Origin of the sequence: Psychromonas arctica (genome assembly GCF_038155225.1) — a bacterium.
GTDB lineage: Bacteria > Pseudomonadota > Gammaproteobacteria > Enterobacterales > Psychromonadaceae > Psychromonas > Psychromonas arctica_B.
The window spans coordinates 82,989-104,262 of sequence record NZ_JBAKBA010000009.1; the positions used below are offsets into that span (position 1 = coordinate 82,989).

At 36.7% G+C, this 21,274-nt stretch carries 16 protein-coding genes and 1 pseudogene; 10 read left to right on the forward strand and 7 right to left on the reverse strand.

Features of this window, described 5'->3' with window-relative positions; genetic code table 11:
- Window positions 1-334 precede the first annotated feature (334 nt).
- The 5 genes and pseudogenes from V6255_RS19285 to V6255_RS05765 form a co-directional block, all read left to right on the forward strand.
- A pseudogene (locus V6255_RS19285) lies at window positions 335-952 on the forward strand (amino acid ABC transporter permease); the annotation flags it as partial.
- 93 nt (window positions 953-1,045) lie between these two features.
- Window positions 1,046-1,834: an amino acid ABC transporter ATP-binding protein gene (locus V6255_RS19290; RefSeq protein WP_425355909.1), complete on the forward strand. Its 789-nt coding sequence runs from the start codon at window positions 1,046-1,048 to the stop codon at window positions 1,832-1,834.
- Between the two features lie 17 nt (window positions 1,835-1,851).
- Window positions 1,852-2,724: a phytanoyl-CoA dioxygenase family protein gene (locus V6255_RS05755; protein WP_341627287.1), complete on the forward strand. Its 873-nt coding sequence runs from the start codon at window positions 1,852-1,854 to the stop codon at window positions 2,722-2,724.
- Between the two features lie 26 nt (window positions 2,725-2,750).
- The gene (locus V6255_RS05760; protein WP_341627288.1) at window positions 2,751-3,587 is read left to right on the forward strand and encodes a transporter substrate-binding domain-containing protein; all 837 of its coding nucleotides are present in this window, start codon (window positions 2,751-2,753) and stop codon (window positions 3,585-3,587) included.
- Between the two features lie 50 nt (window positions 3,588-3,637).
- A complete protein-coding gene (locus tag V6255_RS05765) occupies window positions 3,638-4,369 on the forward strand; it encodes a class II aldolase and adducin N-terminal domain-containing protein (protein WP_341627289.1) in 732 nt (243 codons plus the stop codon).
- Between the two features lie 350 nt (window positions 4,370-4,719).
- Here the strand turns inward: V6255_RS05765 and glpQ are convergent, their stop codons facing one another.
- The 3 genes from glpQ to V6255_RS05780 all read right to left on the reverse strand — a co-directional run bounded on the left by glpQ (window position 4,720) and on the right by V6255_RS05780 (window position 8,759).
- Window positions 4,720-5,799 carry a glycerophosphodiester phosphodiesterase gene (gene glpQ / locus V6255_RS05770; protein WP_341627290.1) on the reverse strand — a complete coding sequence of 360 codons (1,080 nt, stop codon included), beginning with the start codon at window positions 5,797-5,799 and terminating at the stop codon, window positions 4,720-4,722.
- A gap of 172 nt (window positions 5,800-5,971) precedes the next feature.
- Window positions 5,972-6,202, reverse strand: coding sequence for a hypothetical protein (locus tag V6255_RS05775; RefSeq protein WP_425355908.1), 231 nt, complete (start codon window positions 6,200-6,202; stop codon window positions 5,972-5,974).
- A 232-nt stretch (window positions 6,203-6,434) separates the two neighbouring features.
- Entirely contained in the window at window positions 6,435-8,759 is a 2,325-nt protein-coding gene (locus V6255_RS05780) for a DUF1566 domain-containing protein (protein ID WP_341627291.1), read from the reverse strand.
- A 532-nt stretch (window positions 8,760-9,291) separates the two neighbouring features.
- Here V6255_RS05780 and betI point away from each other — a divergent pair.
- The 5 genes from betI to V6255_RS05805 all read left to right on the forward strand — a co-directional run bounded on the left by betI (window position 9,292) and on the right by V6255_RS05805 (window position 15,198).
- On the forward strand, window positions 9,292-9,900 hold the full coding sequence (gene betI, locus V6255_RS05785) for a transcriptional regulator BetI (protein ID WP_341627292.1): 609 nt from the start codon (window positions 9,292-9,294) through the stop codon (window positions 9,898-9,900).
- Entirely contained in the window at window positions 9,888-11,354 is a 1,467-nt protein-coding gene (betB, locus tag V6255_RS05790; protein ID WP_341627293.1) for a betaine-aldehyde dehydrogenase, read from the forward strand. Before betI ends, betB begins: the two co-directional genes overlap by 13 nt.
- A 2-nt stretch (window positions 11,355-11,356) precedes the next feature.
- The gene (gene betA / locus V6255_RS05795) at window positions 11,357-13,048 is read left to right on the forward strand and encodes a choline dehydrogenase (protein ID WP_341627294.1); all 1,692 of its coding nucleotides are present in this window, start codon (window positions 11,357-11,359) and stop codon (window positions 13,046-13,048) included.
- A gap of 283 nt (window positions 13,049-13,331) precedes the next feature.
- On the forward strand, window positions 13,332-14,549 hold the full coding sequence (locus tag V6255_RS05800; protein ID WP_341627295.1) for a BCCT family transporter: 1,218 nt from the start codon (window positions 13,332-13,334) through the stop codon (window positions 14,547-14,549).
- Window positions 14,550-14,718: 169 nt separating this feature from the next.
- Window positions 14,719-15,198: a MarR family winged helix-turn-helix transcriptional regulator gene (locus tag V6255_RS05805; protein WP_025565334.1), complete on the forward strand. Its 480-nt coding sequence runs from the start codon at window positions 14,719-14,721 to the stop codon at window positions 15,196-15,198.
- 147 nt (window positions 15,199-15,345) lie between these two features.
- On the opposite strand, the gene V6255_RS05810 is transcribed toward V6255_RS05805, so the two are convergent.
- The 4 genes from V6255_RS05810 to V6255_RS05825 all read right to left on the reverse strand — a co-directional run bounded on the left by V6255_RS05810 (window position 15,346) and on the right by V6255_RS05825 (window position 20,902).
- Window positions 15,346-16,182 (reverse strand): nitrate- and nitrite sensing domain-containing protein, encoded by an 837-nt coding sequence (locus V6255_RS05810; protein WP_341627296.1) that lies wholly within the window; start codon window positions 16,180-16,182, stop codon window positions 15,346-15,348.
- Between the two features lie 22 nt (window positions 16,183-16,204).
- On the reverse strand, window positions 16,205-17,371 hold the full coding sequence (locus V6255_RS05815; RefSeq protein ID WP_341627297.1) for a methyl-accepting chemotaxis protein: 1,167 nt from the start codon (window positions 17,369-17,371) through the stop codon (window positions 16,205-16,207).
- Between the two features lie 359 nt (window positions 17,372-17,730).
- On the reverse strand, window positions 17,731-19,143 hold the full coding sequence (locus V6255_RS05820; RefSeq protein WP_341627298.1) for an esterase-like activity of phytase family protein: 1,413 nt from the start codon (window positions 19,141-19,143) through the stop codon (window positions 17,731-17,733).
- 109 nt (window positions 19,144-19,252) lie between these two features.
- Window positions 19,253-20,902: a diguanylate cyclase domain-containing protein gene (locus V6255_RS05825; RefSeq protein ID WP_341627299.1), complete on the reverse strand. Its 1,650-nt coding sequence runs from the start codon at window positions 20,900-20,902 to the stop codon at window positions 19,253-19,255.
- Between the last annotated feature and the right edge of the window lie 372 nt (window positions 20,903-21,274).

Consider the following 21,274-nt stretch of genomic DNA (forward strand, 5'->3'; position numbering starts at 1 on the left):
TGCCATGAGTTATAAACGATTTAAAGCTTATTCATGCTGGGGTTAAAAATAAGAAATGAAGGAATAAATCGAATCGGCTTCAAAAAACTGCTTCATTTTAGACAAATATGACCTGATTTGGGGCAGAAATAGGCATTTTTCTTAATAAGTTTTATCAATGGAGGTGACTGTATACATTTTTTTTAACTAGAAGAGACAAAAATTATAATTGCTACTTATCCTAAATTCACCGCATAGTAATCTCATATTTGAGAGAAAGTGTTGTTGATTCAGATCATGTTCTCTAACAAAACATCAAGGAAGGTAGCGTAGTATGACATTTGATTGGGATTATATGTTCAGTTTGTTCAATTTGGCTGATTTCTGGATGGCCAGTTGGACAGTAATTCAACTTAGTTTAGCGAGTTGGGGATTAAGTATCATATTCGGGTTTATATTAGCCCTTGGAAAACAATCTAAAAATCCAATGCTCAATTTGCCTTCTAAGTTTTATATTTGGCTGTTTCGAAGCGTGCCTTTGTTAGTTTTATTAATATTTGTTTATAACATGCCACAACTGATTCCCGCAAGTAGTGCTATTTTAGCAGAACCTTTTTGGGCAGGTTTAATTGCAATGGTACTGTGTGAAAGTGCTTATGTCGCTGAAATTCATCGTGGTGGTTTACTTGCAGTCCCTAAAGGGCAAGGTGAAGCGGCTCGAGCCTTAGGTATCCGATTTACGGGAATGCAGTGGCTGGTTGTCATACCACAAGCGATACGTGTTTCGTTACCTTCACTTGCTAATGAATATATCTCTATTGTGAAACTAACCTCATTAGTCTCAGTCATCTCGTTGACCGAAATCTTAATGGTAGGCCAACGTTTATACTCACAAAACTTTTTAGTATTAGAAACCATGGCTGCGGTTGCAATTTATTATGTTGCCATTGTAACGATATTCGATTTTCTATTAAAACAGTTAGAAAATTACCTCGATGTAACAAAATCAACCAAAGACCACATATTACCAGAAACACTTATTGAGCAAGTAAAAAACACACCTGCAATGATTATCGAACCCACTCCTGAATCTGATATACCAGCATTAGAAGCTTCTAAATTACATAAAGCGTACAACGGTGTAGAGGTACTCGGCGCGGTCGACTTAACGATAAAATCTGGTGAAGTTGTTTCTATTATTGGACCTTCAGGCTCAGGTAAAACCACTTTAATCCGATTATTAAATGGTCTTGAAGAATTAAATAACGGAAAAATTGAATTAAATGGAGAAGCTTTTTTGAAGTATGTACATCATGCTTCGACTAAACCTCATATCGAAGAGCATCAAGAACATCGCACCAAAATTGGGATGGTATTCCAAAGTTTTAACTTATTTCCAAATATGACAGTGCTTAAAAATTTACTGTTAGCACCGAGTTACCATCACTTAGCCAATAAAAAAGAATTAGAAATGCAGGCTTACCAACTACTCAATAAAGTGGGGATGTTAGAACATGCATGGAAATACCCCCATCAATTATCTGGTGGACAACAACAACGAGTTGCTATAGCTCGCGCGTTAATGATGCGCCCACAAATTATGTTATTTGATGAACCAACCTCAGCACTGGATCCAGAAAAAGTAAACGAAGTATTAAAAGTAATCGAAGATTTAGCACGCGAAGGGATCACAATGGTCATCGTCACTCATGAAATGAACTTTGCGTTTAACGTTTCTGACCGAATTGTATTTATGGAGCAAGGCCGCGTGGTGTGTGACGATGAGCCTCAAGTATTACGAGACGGCCACAATCCACGTGTTAATGCCTTTTTAAAAGATGTCACACTTAATTAAATAATTTTGGAGTTTTTATGATTGAACAATGGCAAATTGACCAATATAACGAACAAGGTTTCTTGGTTGTAGAAAACGTACTGTCAGCAGAACAAATTGCTGAACTACAAAGTGATTTTGATGAGTGGGTAGTAGATAGTCGTAAACATCAAGAACCTTGGGGTGAAACATTAGACAAACGTGCTCGTTTTGATATCGAAAGCGATCATAGCGCAACGCATCCATCGTTACGTCGTGTAACGTCACCAACAGAAATTTCTGAAGCCTACAAAAAAACGGCGCTTGATTCTCGTATGTCTGTAATTGCAGGTCAACTAGTTGGTAGCAGTGGCGCACGTTTTCACCACAGTAAAGTAAATTCAAAACTGCCACACACAGCAACTCAAGTTAAATGGCATCAAGACTTTCCATTTACACCCCACAGTAATGACGACTTAGTGACTTGTTTGTTAATGATAAGCGAAGTGACAATGGAAAATGGGCCGCTACAAGTAATACCGGGTAGCCATAAAGGCACCTTGTATACACATTGGCATAATGATCAATTTACAGGCGCTGTCAGCTCTGAAGTTGAACGAGTTTATTGCCAAAAACCAATTTCATGTTTTGGTCCTGTTGGCTCAGTTTGTTTTATGCACTCACGTTTATTGCATGCCTCTAGCCCAAATGAAACCGAATTACCTCGTACTTTGTATATCAGTGTTTACGCTGCTGAAGATGCATTACCGTACGGTGAAAATCCATTACCAAGTACTCACTCAGGTGATTTGGTATGGGGTAGCGAAAGTGGAGAAATCCGTAGCACACCTAACCACCTTCGATTACCGGAAAAACCAAAAGGTGCCTCATTTTTTGTTCAACAAGCCGGAACTGATTCGGTTAAATCTTAAACTCTAAACTAATGAAAGGAATTATTATGAAAGACTTTATTAAGAAAAAAACACTATTAGCACGCTCTGTAACTGTTGGTCTTGTTGGCGCTGTATTATCATTTAATGCATTTTCATTTAATGAACCGGGTAAAATTATCGCTGGTTCTGATATTACTTTCTTCCCATACGAATATATGGATGGGAGCAAACAAGTTGGATTTGATATTGAATTCTTAGCTGGGTTAGCAAAAGTGATGGGCAGAGAATCTGTTAATATCGACACGCGCTGGGCTAATCTTATACCGGGATTACGTGGTGGAAAATTTGATATCACTAACTCTTCAATGTACATCACTGCTGACCGCATGAAAATTATTGATATGATCCCTTACCTAAAAAGTGGAGAGTCTATATTGGCAGTTAAAGGAAGTGACTACCAACCTAAACTACCTGAAGATTTTTGTGGTCATACCGTCGGTTCAATGGCAGGAACAGCATGGTTAAAACAATTGCAAACTGTCTCAACAGATTACTGTGTTGCAAATGGTCATAACCCAATCACTATTCGTGAATATCCAACGGATCCACAAACAACACAAGCAATGTTATCGCATGCTGTGGAAGCACAAATTACAGATGCAGCTGTTGCACGTGGTGTCATCGATAAGCTAGGTAATCGAGTTACTATTTCTTCTGAAACACTTATTTATCCTGTTTTAAATGGATTTGGTATCAAAAAAGGTAACGATGAAGTTAAGCAAGCGCTTATTGAAGGTTTAGAAAAATTCAGTAAAACATCTGAATATGATGCCTTATTGAAAAAATATAATTTCCAAGCCCCAACGACACAGGATCTTGAGCAATTAATGCCAAAATCTTAATATAAGTAGGTGTAGGTTAACCTACACCCTCTCTTTTTCTGGAGTACTTTATGGCCTTATCTAAAGAAGAACAAACACGAATCGATCTCGCTGCATCATTACGCATCGTTGAACATCTTGGTATGCATGAAGCTGTCGCTAACCACTTTAGTGCTGCGGTATCAGAAGACGGGAAAAAATTCTTGATCAACCCTAAGTGGAAACACTTTTCTCGTGTTCGAGCAAGCGATCTATTACTACTTGATGCAGATGATCCAACAACAGCCGACCATCCTGATGTCGATGCAACGGCTTGGTCTATACATGGACAATTACATAAAAATCTGCCTCATGTACGCGTCGCAATGCATTTACATCCTATTTATACTACAGCGATTTCTGCAATGAAAAAACCACATATCCCACCTATTGATCAAAATACAGCTCGTTATTTTAATAGAGTATCAATCGACACTATGTTCGGTGGCATGGCAGACACGGTTGAAGAAGGTGCTCGCTTATGTAGCCTATTAGAAAAAAATAGTCGTTTATTAATGGGGAACCATGGTGTCATGGTAACAGGAACAGATATCGGCGTAGCATTTGATGATATTTGGACATTAGAACGATCTTGTCAGATTTTAATAACGGCATTATCTACAGGACAACCGCTGAACGTGCTATCAGATGAAGTTGCAGAGAAAACAGCACAAGACTGGGAAAGTATCGAAGATTTCTCACGTAAACACTTCGAAGAAATGAAAGAAATAATGATACAAAAAGACCCTTCTCTCCTTGATTAACGAACAATATGACGAATACCAATCACAATAAATAGCGTATCTATTTTACTTATTAAAACAGCCACTTCCTCGTTGTACATGTCGTAAAGGGAATAGTCATTAAAGCATTAACCTCTTTTGGTTAATTCTGCGATAGGCGATTAACCAAAAGAAGTTAATCTTCGATAGTCGCAATTTACGCCTTGAATTGAACTGTTTTTCCAGCGCAAAATTTAGATAACTATTTAATAGGTATAACTTAGTCACCATCTTTCTAGATTAGAATCGTGTGATTTCGCATGTAATAATAAAAGATAACAATCATTTAATGCTTTAAACGATTGTTATCTTGAAAGTACGTACGCTTTATATTACTGCTTATTTTCTTTTAAGAAGTTAACCGCGCGATCTGGAAAATCTGTAAATACACCATCAACACCCGCTTTGTTGTAGAAAATATCTAACAAATCTTCGAAGTTTTCTGCATATTGAGGAATTCTTCCTTCATCTAATCTAAACGTGTATGGATGTACTTGCATACCCGCTTGATGTGCATCTTTAACCAAAGAAGTAAAAACAAGGTTTCCTTTAGTTGATTCAGGTGCAACTACCATTGGTTTCCATGGACCGACACCATCAGCATAGGTTGCAATTTCTTTCATTGCACCAGGCTTGAACATCCAATCATAATTATAATCGACAGGTTTACCGTCTACATATTCCTTTGTTTCGCCCCAGCTCGTTTCAGCCATTAACTGTACTAGCTTTATATCCATTGCTAATTTAGGCATTAATTCAGTTTTAATACGCTTCAATTCATTAGTATCAAATGACTGAAGATAGACGTGAGAAGACTTATTGGTGTAATCATATTTTTTAAGCACTTTTAATACAGCAGTACTAATATCTTTACCTTCATGACGATGGAACCAAGGCGCTTTTATTTCAAGATAAAGACCAATATCATTACCAGTACTTGCATTTAATCCTTGAATTAATTCTATTTCATTTTCTAAAGTATGTACTTGAAAGTGAGATTGTCCAAGAGGGAAGCGCTGTGGATAATCTGCTGATTTTTTCCCCTCTTTAACATTAAATGCTTCTGTCATTTCTAGCTTTTTGATTTCAGCAAATGTAAAGTCAATCGCATAATATCGACCATCTTCGCGCTTACGATCAGGATAAACATCTGCCACATTTGTTACGCGATCTAAATAGTGGTCATGTAGTACCACTAGCTTATCATCTTTTGTCATCACTACATCTTGCTCGATATAATCAACACCCATCGCATAGGCCATTGATTTAGCTGCCATTGAATGTTCTGGTAAGTAACCGCTTGCACCACGATGCGCCACAACGATTTTATCTGCATAAGTATAGCTAGCGATAGGTAATGAAATGACAACTCCTAATAACAATTTTTTTAGACTTGGTAATTGTGTAAACATAGTTTAATTAACCCTTATAGTTTAATAACTTATTTAATAAGTTTTATGATTCGTTTTCCTGACTTTAAACATATTGAGATAGCTAAAAATAAAGCCTGTATTAAGTATAAATAACTCAATACAGGCTTTTTTCAATCAAAATATTAATGCATCAGTTTACCCTTAGGCTTCTTTATGCATTCTTTTGATCTATTTTGCGTTGCTTATGTATCTTATTCTCGCCAAACATCGCTAAGATAAGAAACAATATAAATAAGGTACATGAAAGAATAATGACAAGGAAGCTACTATCCCATCCAAAGTGATCAACAGTGTAACCTAATAAGGCATTGGCTGCGACAGCACCACCAATGTACCCGAATAGACCGGTTAATCCGGTTGCTTTTTTTAGGTATAAGTTCAAGCGCGTATAAACCAATTAATATCACAAGACCATAAATTAAGAAACCAATAGAAATTAAAGCTAGGGTTCAACGATAGCGTTACCTGTAGGATCAACCTCATAAACAAGCACAAGGAAAGGAGTTAATTATTAGGAGAGAATAATAAAAATTAACTCCCTAATACTGCTTTTTTGTTAAGGTTCAATTTACAAAAAAGCATAAGATCGCCGTAACTTTATATTGAAAGATGTTTTATTTTGGAGGCCCTGTTGGCGCTTCATCCACAGCAATATAACCATCTTTATTTTGATCAAGAGACTGAAAACGCTTAGCCCTTCCCTTAAATTCTTCCATTGATACTTTATTATCATGGTCTTTATCGAATCTCTCAATAAATTTCATTTTACGGTTATTTAAATTATTTTTAGGTCTTTCATTCTTTATTGAATGAGCTCTAACTGAAGTATCATTAGGTAAAGTATTACTGATAGAATCACTACGCTTAGAGTAAGTATGAACTGTTTTTTCAGATACTTGGGCAGAAGCATCGACTATACCTCCCCTTACACTGCGTACATAGTTGTTTACTCTAATCATATCGCCTTGCGGCCCTCTAGACATCGCTCCGCCTGTTTTAGGATCACTTCGCTGAGCACCTGCGCCATGAACATCCATAATACTGCCTCGCATTTTTCCTAACGACTTTCCAAAAGCAATATAGACGGCATTTTTCTCAGGAACTGGCCCATCAAGGTGAGTCGTTGAACTCCAATAATATGGATAGTCCTTTTCTCCACCTTCATTTTTAATAGTAGATGCTTTAAATACTGAATTAATCGCTGCAGAATTAGACGTTGCTGGTGAGCGACTATAATCAACAATACTTTGTAGTTCTTTGGCATTAGGTAATCGCCAATCGTCATACCCACCTAATGTTAGGTTATTAGAATATGTTAAAGCCTCTTGCCAATTCATACCTTTATCGCTATCTGCGGTTTGCCACATTAAGCCCGTTGCAGTGTCTGTAATGGTGCCATCATTGTTATCAACAAAGTGATTTTCACCATAGCCTTCATTACCTCTCACAAACCTAAAGTACATTTTATTAGGCTCTTTGGTACGAGGGTTAAACTTTGGATAGCCTTTAATACGACCATCAACAAAGTTAACACCAAACACTGTTTTATCACCTTTCATCGTTGTTGATACATATTCAGTGCTACTCCACACTTGGGCATCAATTTCTCGTTCCCCTTGGTTTACATCACCTAGTGGTTGCGCAAAGTAATCAGTATCGATAAACGGTGTTATAGCTGACTCACCTTTAACTGAACCAGTAAATTGAATTAAAGAATAAAGCTCTTTAACATTAGCGATACGCCAATCACTATGCCCCTCTAAGTTAAAGCTTTTAACTGCTTCTAATGCTTCTTGATAAGATAGTTTTTTAGTTAACCCTTGTTGCCACATTAGTTGCGTTACGTTATCTGTAATCGTGCCATCATTATTGTTCGTGTAAGAAGGACTATTAATGATAAAACTGGCATCTTGCCCGAAGAAATGTTCTCTTTCGCTAGGATCTGCAATCACAGCATTATTGCTATAAAACGTAGTTTGCCCTGTATCAACCACTTGGTAGATATCAGTTTCTTTGCTGGAGTTTGATGCAACTGTACTATTTTGAATGCCACTATTTTGATGATCAAGTACCATCAAGTCTTCACCAAAAATGACATGACCAGAGTAATTTTTTCGAATCGCTTTCAAGCTCGCCTCTTCATTTACATTGCCTGTATTAAAATGGGTATAAACTACGTTTTTTACGTTTGCTTTGTTAGCCATTTTACTTGAATCAGCTAAATCTAAATGTGCACGTTGACGTGTATTTTTACCTTTTTTGCCTTCATTGTTACCTTGTCTTTTTTTCGCATTGTTTTGTTTACCATTAGTGTTTTGCATCACCATGCCGCCAGAATCTATTATCATAAAATCAGTATTTTTAGCTAACGTTGGTAATTTATCTGAATAGGTAAGATCACCGGTGATCACAATAGACTGCCCTTTGTAATCAAAACGATAAGCAATAGTATGAATAGTATGTGGCACCTCTATTGTGCTCACTTTAATATCACCCACCTTAAATGATTCACCACCTTGTATATCTTTAACATCGAATGCTTTTTTACGATCAGCAAGTGTTCGTTGAGTCTTACCTAAGCGATATTCGATATCTTGTTGGTAAAGATCTAAGTTTGTCTCCGTTAATTTAACGGTATTAGGTGGGCCAACAATGGTAAAGTTATTACGTCCCATCAAAGAATTAATTAAGATCGGGACAAATTCTTCATTATGATCAAGATGATGATGAGTAAAAAACAAGCTTGATAAATCACGAATTTTAATACCTAAACGATGCAAATTAGCCTGAGTACCATTCCCCATATCAACAAGAATTCTAGTTTCTCCTGCGCTAACTAATACGCTCGCACTCGCCCTATTTTCATTGTATTTAGGTGAGCCCGACCCAACAATAGTCGCTGTCAGCAAATCTTCAGCATTTACGGTATTGACTAACATCGTGTTCAGTATAAAAAGCCCAACTATCATTTTAATTTTCATCATCATCGTCTCAATTTCATTAAATGAATTTTATTTCCAATTAAAAGACTATAAAACTAAAATGAGCAAGCATTATGGAGAAAGGAAAAAAATTTTTAATAATATGTACCAAGATCTCTATTTGGCTATATTCATTAAAAAATACTGTTTCCTTACTTTTTTAAAGTAAAATATAACCAAGTATACAAAGTAATATAGTTAAATTTCATGTTATGAGACTTAATAATAGTTATGACTAAAACTATTTTTCAACAGTTTAATCAGCTAAACATCTCTCTATAAAACCCATCTAAACACCCCACCACAAGCGGGCGAAAGCAATAAAACAATCAAAATGTAACGAGTTAGTTAAAGCAATGAATAAACTTATAACATCAACACTATTTAAATTAACACTTGATAGTTAGTGCACTAATCATTAGGATCGTTATTAATTGAACGTTCAATTAATAACGTTTTATGAAAAATAAAAACAATAAGGAAGTTATCTATGGCAAGGCCAGCGGTCAAAGAAGTTAGACAACAACAATTGATCGATGCGACATTAATGTCAGTAGAACGCCATGGTTTACAACACACTACTATCAACACAATCAGTGCAATGGCGGGTATGTCATCTGGCATTATTAGTCATTATTTTGGTGGTAAACAAGGTTTAATCGAAGCTGCACTTAAATACCTTCTCGACCAATTAAAACACGCATTATTGAGCAGAATTTCAGGTAAAGATCTGTCTCCAATAGATCGTTTATCAATGATTGTTGAAGCAAACTTTACTGAATTACAACGCTCTAGTGCCGCCACTAAAACATGGTTAAGCTTTTGGTCTCAAGCCATGCACGAGCCTGGTTTAGCAAGACTACAAAATATCAATAGTAAGCGTTTATATAGCAACCTGCTTTTTTGCTTTAAACAACTATTATCTAATACTGCTGCGACGAATGCAGCCAAACAAACAGCAGCTGTAATTGACGGTTTCTGGTTACGAAGCGCCTTAAGCTCGACACCAGAAGAAGAATTCATGCAAGCTCAAATTTTATCTAAAGCCTTTATTAATACTGTTCTTACGCAGTATGGAGAAAATCAATGTCATCATTAATCGTTTATCAAAATTATGTCCATGGTCAATATATTGCGAATGGTACTGGCGAAACATTTGAAGTCATTAACCCAGCAACGGGTCAAGTTAGTTACTTAGTAGAAACAGCAACTGAAGCGGTACAACAAGCAGCAATTGTGAGTTCAAAAGCAGGATTTGCAACGTGGTCAAAAATGACGGCAATGGAACGTAGCCGCATCTTACTTAAAGCAGTTGCGTTATTACGTGAACACAATGATGAACTTGCTGCAGGTGAAGTATTAGACACAGGTAAGCCATTACAAGAAGCAATCGAAGTCGATATTGTTACTGGTGCTGACTCAATCGAATTTTTTGCAGGGCTAGCGCCAAGTATCGAAGGTAACCAACAAACTGTTGGTGATGACTTCTACTACACACGTCGTGAACCATTAGGTATTTGTGCAGGTATTGGTGCTTGGAACTATCCATTACAGATTGCTTGTTGGAAAGCAGCGCCGGCTTTAGCTTGCGGTAACGTAATGATTTTTAAACCTTCAGAAGAAACACCACGCGGCGCAATGCGTTTAGCAGAAATTTTCACTGAAGCAGGTATTCCTGATGGCGTATTTAACGTTGTTCAAGGTGATGGACGTGTTGGCGCATGGTTAACCGGTAATGAAGATATTGCAAAAGTATCTTTCACTGGTGAAGTGGGTACTGGTAAAAAAGTAATGGCAGCAGCCGCAAGTTCATTAAAAGAAGTCACCATGGAATTAGGCGGTAAATCACCGTTAATCATCTTTAATGATGCTGATGTTGAAAATGCTGTTTCTGCAGCGATGCTAGGTAACTTCTACACACAAGGTGAAGTGTGTACTAACGGTACACGTGTCTTTGTTCAGAAAGAACTCTACCCTCAATTTATTAAGCGTTTAGTAGAGCGTACAGAGCAAAACATCATCTGTGGCGATCCAATGAATCCAGAAACAAACTTTGGTGCATTAATCTCAAAAGACCACCAGCAAAAAGTGCTCGAGTACATTGAAATCGGTAAAAAAGAAGGTGCAACGTTATTAACAGGCGGTAAAGCATTACAACCTGAAAGCGCACCAAACGGTTTCTTTGTTGCCCCTACTATTTTCACAGACTGTACGGATCAAATGACGCTGTCTAAAGAAGAAATCTTCGGGCCTGTAATGTCAGTACTCACCTTTACTGACGAAGAAGAAGTGGTTGAACGTGCAAACGATACTCGCCTTGGTTTAGCAGCAGCAGTATTTACCCAAGACATCACACGTGCACACCGTGTAATACACCAAATTCAAGCGGGCATTTGTTGGATCAACGCTTATGGTGCATCACCTGCTGAGATGCCAGTAGGCGGTTACAAAATGTCAGGCATTGGCCGTGAAAATGGCAGTGAGACATTAAAAGCTTATACCCAAATTAAAGCGGTATATGTTGGTATGCAAAATCTTGAAAGCCCATTTTAAGGATGACTATGACTACAACAAACTATGATTATATTATTGTGGGTGCTGGCAGCGCAGGCTGCGTGTTGGCAAACCGCTTATCAGAAAATGCTAATAATAAAGTACTACTATTAGAAACAGGTGGCAGCGACAAGAGCATTTTTATTCAAATGCCGACTGCATTATCAATTCCGATGAACACCAAGAAATATGCTTGGCAGTTTGAAACAGAAGCAGAACCATTTTTGAATAATCGTCGTATGCATTGCCCTCGCGGTAAAGTACTGGGCGGTTCTTCATCAATCAACGGCATGGTTTATGTTCGTGGTCATGCTCGTGATTTTGATGAGTGGCAACAAGCTGGCGCTGAAAACTGGGATTATGCACATTGCTTACCTTATTTTAAGAAAGCAGAGACCTGGTCATTTGGCGGTAATGAATACCGTGGTGACTCAGGTCCACTAGCCGTTAATAACGGTAACAACATGAAAAACCCACTATACCAAGCATTTGTTGATGCAGGTGTAGACGCAGGGTATTTAGCAACAGCTGATTACAATGCAGAACAGCAAGAAGGTTTCGGCCCAATGCACATGACCGTTAAAAATGGCGTACGTTGGTCTACTGCAAACGCTTATTTAAGACCTGCTATGAAGCGAAGCAACTTAACAGTGGTGACACACGCTTTAGTACACAAAGTATTGCTTGAAGATAAAAAAGCAGTCGGTGTTCGTTACCAAGTTAAAGATAAAGTAACTGACGTACTGTGTAATAAAGAAGTCTTACTCAGTGCCGGTTCAATTGGTTCGCCACATATTCTTCAGTTATCGGGTATTGGTAAAGCAGAAACATTAAAAGAAGCCGGTATTGAACAGCACCATGAATTACCTGGTGTAGGCGAAAACTTACAAGACCACCTTGAGTTTTACTTTCAGTTTAAATGTTTAAAACCAATTTCATTGAACGGTAAAATCGACCCACTGAATAAACTATTAATTGGTATGCGTTGGATCTTAAATAAATCAGGTTTAGGTGCCACTAATCATTTTGAATCATGTGGTTTCATCCGCTCAAAAGCGAGCTTAGAATGGCCAGACCTTCAATACCACTTCTTACCTGCCGCAATGCGTTATGACGGTAAAGAAGCGTTTGCAGGACATGGTTTCCAAGTACATATTGGTCATAATAAACCGAAAAGTCGTGGCGCAGTGAAAGTTGTTTCGAACGACCCACATGCAGCACCACAAATTCAATTTAATTACTTAGCACATCAAGATGATATTGAAGGCTTTAGAGCTTGTGTTCGTTTAACACGTGAGATTATTAATCAACCGGGTTTAGATGAATATCGTGGTGAAGAGATCCAGCCTGGATTGGCAATACAAACAAATGAAGAAATTGATGAGTTTGTAAGAAGCTCTGTTGAAAGTGCTTACCACCCTTCTTGTTCATGCAAAATGGGTGAAGATGAAATGGCAGTAGTGAACTCAGAAACTAAGGTGCATGGCATTGAAGGGCTTCGTGTTGTTGATTCCTCTATTTTCCCAACTATTCCTAACGGTAATCTTAACTCGCCAACGATCATGGTCGCAGAGCGTGCAGCAGATATTATTTTAGGTAACAAAATGCTAGCACCAAGCAACGCTAAAGTAACAGTGGCGCAAGATTGGCAGCAAAAGCAACGATTAACAGAACCAAAACGAAAAATGAGTTAATCGAAAACGAGTTTCACTCTTAGTGAGTCGTTGATTGCAACATCAACGATTCAATAAGATGAGGTGTAAGGTCAACCTATGCAAGCATTGCAAATGGCCTATTAAACTGCGTTATTTTTCAGGGTTTAACTATCGTCATCTAACTATGTCATTTATTGGCGTTATCACTACGATACTTAAGGTTTGAGGGCAAGATTGTCTTAAAAATAATGGCGTAGCGTTTTAAAACATAAAACAAGGAATTATCTATGTTTATCAACACTATCCACTGGGAGGCTAAATAATGACTCTTTGGCTCTCGTTTGGCATTTTATTCGTTTTTGCTGCCATCGCATTTATCTTATTCCGTTGGGGTAATATGCAATGTATTGGCGTCACACCAGTGCGTAAATTTACCTTTATCGCGATTCTATTTACATCAGGTTTAGATGTAGGTTTAATCATGTTCCCATTGACTGAGTTTGCAGGTTATGCCGATTTAGCCACTAGCCCTGAATATGGTTTTACTAATCCGCTCTCTATTGAGTTTGGATTTTGGGCCTTCTTGATTTGGGCTTTCTACTTTGTTACTTGTTTCTATTTTTGTGTTATTGAACCAAGAGTTAAGTTTTTTGAAATACCACTGATCAAGTTTATCAATAATGTTGTTATTATCGGTACGTGTGCCTTTACTGCCTACTTATTGCTAACTAACTTACCTTGGTATTTACCGGGTCTTGGCGACGGCGAAAGCATTGTTGGTAGTTTCTACTTAATCGTATTCTTAGCGATCGCAGCGGCTGTATATTCAAGCACAAGCATTCGTTACGTACGTATTTTAAGTTTAGGTAGTAGCTGGTTATTTTTCGCATTGATCGTCATTATGTGGTCTGGTGCTTTCTTATCTGATAACTCAAGTGTTGGTGAGTTCTTCACAACCTTTGGTTTAATCGGTGATTACTTTGCTAATATAAATCACTTTGTATTACCACTGAATGACTACCATGAGTTTTACCTTTACTGGTGGTTCGCTTGGAGCATCATGATTGGTCAATTCACCTCTCGTTTTGTAAGTGGTATGAAAACGTATCAAGTACTAGGTGCGATGATGATATTCCCATCTATTCCAATTGCGATTTGGTTTACCGTACTTTATTACTACAGCGTCAATGCTATCTCAACAGCAGGCTTTTATAACTTAGCGATGGTTATTGTAGGTGTCACCTTTGTAATCAATTCTCTAGATTCGCTGGTTCGTTTATATACTGATAACTTAAACTTAACAGTACAACGCTTTGGTAAAATACCTTACATCATTGGTAATATTGTTTTATTAAGTGCTTTAACATTGTTATTCAAACTAAACTTTTTACAAATCCAATGGGTTGGTGCTTTAGCAATCGGCTTAATCTTAGGGTGTTTTGGTTATATGTTATTAACTCATTACCGTAAAGTAGCTGATATTGAACGTTCTCCAAAAGAGAATAAAATCGACTTTACTAAAATTGAGTTGATGGATTAATAAATGATTACGACCTTATATTAGGCATATTTAATACTTAATATAAGGGACAGTAATACATCAATAAAAAGCAGAATAGCGAGTTTCGTTATTCTGCTTTTTTTTATGATTTTACACATGAGTCTTATGATTATTTTTGTTATGCTACACAAAAAATAGAGTGAGCATTATGGAAAAGCAAGAGCAGTTATTAATTTCATTACGCAGAGTGATCAGAGCGATTAGCATACACTCACGTCAATTGAATAAAGAGTCAGGATTAACTGGCCCACAGTTATTGGTAATGAGAAAAATTGATCAACTTGAAGCGCCACTTGCAAAGCAAATTGCTCAAGAAATAACATTAAGTGCAGCAACAGTGACGACGATTATAGATCGATTAGAAGCGCGCGACTTTGTTATCAGAACCCGCAGTAAAACAGATAAACGTAAAGTGCACTTATCATTAAGTGAAGCTGGACAAGCGGTTTTAAGCTCATCACCACAGCCATTACAAGAACACTTTATTAAACGCTATCAACGCCTTGAAGAGTGGGAGCAAAGTCAGTTACTGTCTGCCGTAGAGCGTATTGCTTCAATGATGGACGCAACTGAACTTGATGCCGCTCCAGTATTATTGGTCGGTACTATCCAAGATGCAGAGTCTTAATAAGCAATAAACACATATATCCTTTGCCATTACTTAAACGCTTCCATCAGTTAAATTCTATCGAGTAGCGATTCGCTCAATCGCTACCACTAACAACACCTACCGCCATACTTTCACGATAACCTTGATTATGGCTTAATATTTAGCCTAAATAATTTGTTGGATTTGCTCTATTTGATGATTAAATATGGAATCTAATGCTTTAATACTATCGGTCGCTAACGCAAAATATTCATCTTGATTAATACTGATTTTCTCTGCACTAATTAACTCTCTTTCAATGGTACTACTTAAAAACTGCATTTTTAATTTAGCGATTTTTAATAGCGCCTTATGTTCACCTGTAAAACGATCAAGTGAAGATAGTTTAGGTAATGTGCTATTAATGGTTTTCTGCATGTTTTGTTGTAAAAATGATAAACGTATTTTATGAACACTCGAACATGTTTTGCTCGTTGCAACACCCGTTCCTATTGCGCGCGATTGGCCTATTATTTCAGTCGTAACAACCAACTCTCGCCATACAAATCCAATATTAGGCAACTTAGGAAAAGACCCTGCATTTAAATGCCCTCTCTCTGCTTCATCTTCTAATAGATAGAGTAAGTTAGCGATTAACTGTGTATGTTGTTTAAAACTATTATCTGCATCTCGAGCTTTATCATGCTGTTTAAGTCGCCCCCAATGATCTGTAAACGATCCCCAACGGCCATTTTTATCAAGGGTATGCTGTTCTTCAAGGTACTTAATTTCACTTTTAACTTGTTGCTCAATAGTGGCTAGCACTACTTGTTTACTTTGGTCACCATTTAATAATGCAGAACTTAACCCTCGATGAGTTTGTATAGCGCTGATCAGCAATTTAATATGCGTGATGTTATCCAGCCCTTGTACACATAATGTCTTTTGTTGTTTCGTTTTATAATGATGTAACCACACTGAAAATAAAATAATCAGTAATAAAATAATGATATAGATTTCCATATCTGTTCCTTATTCAATAATTTTAGCCAGCGATTTGTGTCAATGATTTAAGGTGAGTTGCAACGGTTTCAGCCTGCTTTGCCACTTCGGCATTGGCCCTAGCACCTTGTACCACCAGCTCAACATGTTCTGCAATTTCATTAGTAGCGAGTGTTTGTTGCTCAACATTATAAGCAACAGTTTTTATTTTCTCCCTCACATCGAAAGTCGCTTCCTCGATTTGTTGCAATGATTGATCAACGACATCAGCTCCTTGCTTGCATTGTGTAGATTGCTCAACAACATTAGACATACTAAGACTAATTTTATTACCTTGATTTATCACCGAACGAACATTTTTTACAATGCTATCCGCTGCAGTATATGAGCGATGTGATAAAGCCCTAACCTCATCGGCAACAACAGCAAAGCCTCGTCCGAACTCACCTGCTCTGGCTGCTTCAATAGAGGCATTTAACGCTAATAAATTAGTTTGATCGGCGATGCCTTGAATAGACTCAGAAATTTCTGCAACAGTATTGGCGAGTGTCATTAATAACTCAATATCATTAGCTGTTGTTCCTGCTTCAAAAGCGACTTTTTCTAATGAGGCTTGTAACTCTGCAATAGATAAACGACCTTGTTCAGCGGTATTGAATGCATTTTCTGACGAAGAATGAACACCACTGATACGAGTATTAACCTCATTTAAAGAAACACTCATTTCAGTAATCGCTGCAGCGGTTGCATTCGTCGCATCCGATTGTTTTTGCACATTTTCAGTCACGGAATGTGCGGTATTAATAACTTGTATCGCAGAATAAGAAACTTCACTCAACTTATCTTTATTTTTATCATTAACCCGCCCAAGCTCACGATAAGAAGACGTTAATTGTTCAAGTAAACTGGCAGGCAGTAAGTTACTTATTTTAAGCTCACGATAATCAAATGTATCGGCATTTAATGAACAAAGAATCTGTTTAAAAGACTGTAATTCAGTATTTATAATCATCACTAATGCGACTGATAAATAAAGTAAAATGGCTAATTCTATTGATAATGCATGAGTTGATATTTTTTCAGGGAAATTAACAATCATCATCTGTGTGGCGATAATGGTTAATAACACACAGAGATAAAAGCTAAGCATGGCTTTAAAGCCAACAAAATGAATAATCTTTTGTATAGGTAACGAGAATAGTTGATACATTTTTCACTCATAACAGATAAATTATTACTTATTAGGTACAAAAAACATACCAATTCATAAGCGACTGATAAGTAATGAAAATATTTATTAAGTTTATATATGAACGTGATAATTTGGTGCAAATTAACTATAAAGTGTCAGATTAGTGCATGATTAGATGATAATTATATGAGTTAATTCAACGCAATCAAGATTAATCATTAGCTAACCTTGATTGCGTTGAATAAGTTAATGAATACTTTAATAAATGAGTTAATGAATTTAATTGAATAAAAAAGCTTAAGTTAATAAATGGGCTTAGCCTAACGAGTGAGCTAGTTACTCTCTATCGGGAAGGTAAGCCCCTTTCAAAGTGATATTTACTCTCCAAGTAAATTCTTTTTAATAATATAAAGGCGGTTAGCATCGACCGTATTTTTATCTAAATACTTTTGTTCTAATTTTCCATCCGTTGACCAAGTCGCAAAATCATCATCATTTAATACACCTAAATGTTGGTCATCAATAATCCATAACCCTTCCATTTTATCATGTGCATAAGCCACTTCTTTGACCATATCAATCATTCGTTTTTTAGACACAGGTTTAATGCCTTTTTCAGCTAACGCATCCCAACCATTTTTCTGAACATACTGCTCTAATGTTAAGCCATCAATCAATAAACCATGGCTTTCATCTTTAGTGAACGATGAGGATAAAGCAATAGTAGAGAGTGCAGTACCAGTACTAAGGTCGATACGATAGACTTGTTTTTGTGCATTGGGGTTTGCTTTTTTAGGACCACCAAGCAAGAAACTACCATCTCGTTCAATCACTAAAAATTTATCCGCCGTTAATGCTGCAATCTCAGAGTTAGCATTTTCACGTTTTTCTTGGCGATATAAATATTGCTCAGTGTGTCCATTACTTAAATTGAGACTAACGATGCGCGTAAGATCGCCCTTCTGTGCGGCTTTATCAGGGTTCTTTAAGGTAGATTGCATGATACCCACCAGCACCTTTTCATCAGGAGTAATGGCGAGTCCTTCCATACCACGATTAGCACGACGATGCTGATAGACGGCAGGTAAATGTAATGAGGTACGACTGTCATCTTTAAACGCATTGATACGGTCTATTTCGATACCATTAGTATCAAAGTGAACAATATGTGGGCCGTATTCATCACTTACCCAAAATGAACCATCTTTTAAAGCGACTAAGCCTTCACCATCTAACCCATAATCATCTAATTTAATGGGGTTTGTTGTCGCGTTATACGGTAATTGATCATTGACTAATACTGGCTTTCCATCGGCATGATAAGGTGTTTCACCTGTCCCCCCCAATGCAGAACTATTAGGTAAACCTGAAATCAGGTGACCATCGGGACGTTTTAATAGAATATCTTTTAGCTGAACAATCTTACCACCTGCCTTAACTTCAAATAAACCAATACGAGGAGTGTAATCAGCAACAGGAAAACTCTTACCTTTACCGTATTGTCCTTGATGATTAGCATTCGGACCACGGTCTGTTAGTGCATAAAATTGATTAGTCTGTGTGGGGTGAGCCGTCATTGCTGAACCATAACCACCATTACGAATATCAAAAGGCAATTGTGTTTTTGCATCTTTTAAATCAGCGCGTAATACTGAATAGGGTAATTCACTGCCCTGCTTAGGAAAGGTCTCTAAGATCGTATCCATCTCTGTTGCACTTGCATTATTAATTGAACTAAACAGAGCAACCGCTGAAAGGGCACTGACTAAACCATTTTTATTCTTTAACATGTTAAACCTTAAGAAGAGTTATTTTATTATCTCAAAGTACAAAATGAATATGACGGTTTAATGAATATTGATGATTATTGGGTTCAAATAATGACCATTAATTGGCTGCTTAAGAACAAGAGGTATAAAAATGGATAGCTTCTTGTCCTAGTACTTTTGACTTATACATCGCCTGATCTGCTTTTTCGATTAACTCTTTCGATGTGCCTCCATCATCAGGAAACATCGAGATTCCAATTGATGAACCTACCTGTAAATGATGACCATTAATTTCAATAGGATCTTTAATAGAACTTATAATACGTTCCGCAAGTTCTAAGACTTCCTCTTTTTGAGTTGTATTATCAACTACAAAAATAAACTCATCCCCTCCTAAACGCGCCACGATATCAGACTCCCTAACGAGCACTAATAACCGACTAGCGATCGTCCTTAATAATTCATCTCCAATATTGTGCCCAAAGGTATCATTCACTAATTTAAAGCCATCTAAGTCTAAAAACATAACGGCAAGTCTATTCTGTCTGCGTTGATTGCTAATAATTTTTTGCCCTAAACGCTCCATTAATAGAGTGCGATTAGGCAAATCAGTTAATGCATCATAAAAAGCTAAATGCTTTAAACTTTCATCTTTATGCCAAAGATCGGTTATATCAGAGAATACGGAGACATATCGAATTGTTTTCCCCTCTTCATCTTTCACCATATTAATGTCCATTTGTGCTAAAAAGACATCTCCACTCTTACGACGATTCCATATTTTTCCTGACCATTTCCCCCGCTCTTTTAATTCAGCCCACAATGAAATATAAAAATCTTTGTTTTGGCGATAAGATTTAAGAATATGCGGTGTTAACCCAATTGTTTCTTTCGCAGAGTAACCAGTGATATGAGTGAAAGCAGGGTTAACCGATAAAATAACGCCATTAACATCAGTAATTAAAATACCATTAATAGTGCTATCAAAAACACATGTTGCTAACTTTAACTGTGCTTCCGTTTCTTTTAATTCAGTGACCTCACTGGACTGAATGGCAAAACCTTTCACAGAACCGTCACTATCAAAATCGGGGATATATTGCGCTAGAATAGTACCTGTACTGCCATCCGTTTTTTTCAGAATACGTTCAAATCGCTGTGCTTTTCCTGTTAACACATTATTAATATAAGGTTCGTTTAAACGATAAAGCTCTTCTCCAGCTAACTCCTTAAAAGAAAGGCCAATAATATCTTTAGGGTGTTGAGTATGCCATTCACTGAATGCTTTATTAGCAAATTGACAATTTAATTCTTTATCCCAATAACCAATCATATTAGGCATAGAGTGAATCAATTTAGTGAAAAACTGATGCTCCTGTTGATCTGCTTGATGTTCCGATTTGGATTGTTTTAACTGTGCTTTATTACGCTGCAATAAACCATGTTGGTAAGAAATATAACTACAAATAATAATAAATAAAAACACCTCCATGATGTCCCATATATTATTAATTAAGGAATAAGTAGAAATTAAAGGCCAGATAAAAAATAGTGTAAAGGGAGTTAATAACGTAGTTATAAAGCCTGCAGAGATTCCTCCATAGAGCGTTGCCAATATAACTGCAGGATAAAAAACAAACCAAGTAATGTCTTTTTCAATCGACTGTAATGACCAAATAAGTAATAAAGAAGCAAAGAAAATTAACGTCAGCGCAATGACAAGGTGTTTAACATGCCTAGAGAAAAGATATTGTGCATTACCGATATTAATATTTTTCATTCCATTCATAACCACTTATTTTTTATTAGTATAAATATAGCACCTTACTAATAGATGACATTCAACAAGGACCTGTTTATTGTAATTTAAAAACTAAAAGTTCTATTGAATACATTAAAATAATTTCTTATCCCAAAATCACTTAATTTGAAACAAGAATGAAGATAAAGGAATAATTCTATTATAAGAATTTGGATGTCATTAATTATAATTTTTATTGCATAGCATTACTTAGATATTGCTTAGACATTACATAAAAATGATAAGCGACTAAGGGTCGTTAAGGAATAATGATTCATTGTGTTAACTCATCATCACTATATTGATACAGAAGTTAGCGTGTGCTGAAAATAAAGAATATTAAAATAAAGC

Bases quoted from the DNA above. Each gene is read 5' to 3' on its own strand.
- V6255_RS05780 (WP_341627291.1), bottom strand. From the start codon at position 8,759: ATGTTAGTCAATACCGTAAATGCTGAAGATTTGCTGACAGCGACTATT.
- V6255_RS05800 (WP_341627295.1), top strand. From the start codon at position 13,332: ATGACTCTTTGGCTCTCGTTTGGCATTTTATTCGTTTTTGCTGCCATC.
- betI (WP_341627292.1), top strand. From the start codon at position 9,292: ATGGCAAGGCCAGCGGTCAAAGAAGTTAGACAACAACAATTGATCGAT.
- V6255_RS05760 (WP_341627288.1), top strand. From the start codon at position 2,751: ATGAAAGACTTTATTAAGAAAAAAACACTATTAGCACGCTCTGTAACT.
- V6255_RS05815 (WP_341627297.1), bottom strand. From the start codon at position 17,371: ATGTATCAACTATTCTCGTTACCTATACAAAAGATTATTCATTTTGTT.
- V6255_RS05810 (WP_341627296.1), bottom strand. From the start codon at position 16,182: ATGGAAATCTATATCATTATTTTATTACTGATTATTTTATTTTCAGTG.
- betB (WP_341627293.1), top strand. From the start codon at position 9,888: ATGTCATCATTAATCGTTTATCAAAATTATGTCCATGGTCAATATATT.
- betA (WP_341627294.1), top strand. From the start codon at position 11,357: ATGACTATGACTACAACAAACTATGATTATATTATTGTGGGTGCTGGC.
- glpQ (WP_341627290.1), bottom strand. From the start codon at position 5,799: ATGTTTACACAATTACCAAGTCTAAAAAAATTGTTATTAGGAGTTGTC.
- V6255_RS19290 (WP_425355909.1), top strand. From the start codon at position 1,046: ATGATTATCGAACCCACTCCTGAATCTGATATACCAGCATTAGAAGCT.
- V6255_RS05825 (WP_341627299.1), bottom strand. From the start codon at position 20,902: ATGAAAAATATTAATATCGGTAATGCACAATATCTTTTCTCTAGGCAT.
- V6255_RS05755 (WP_341627287.1), top strand. From the start codon at position 1,852: ATGATTGAACAATGGCAAATTGACCAATATAACGAACAAGGTTTCTTG.
- V6255_RS05805 (WP_025565334.1), top strand. From the start codon at position 14,719: ATGGAAAAGCAAGAGCAGTTATTAATTTCATTACGCAGAGTGATCAGA.
- V6255_RS05765 (WP_341627289.1), top strand. From the start codon at position 3,638: ATGGCCTTATCTAAAGAAGAACAAACACGAATCGATCTCGCTGCATCA.
- V6255_RS05820 (WP_341627298.1), bottom strand. From the start codon at position 19,143: ATGTTAAAGAATAAAAATGGTTTAGTCAGTGCCCTTTCAGCGGTTGCT.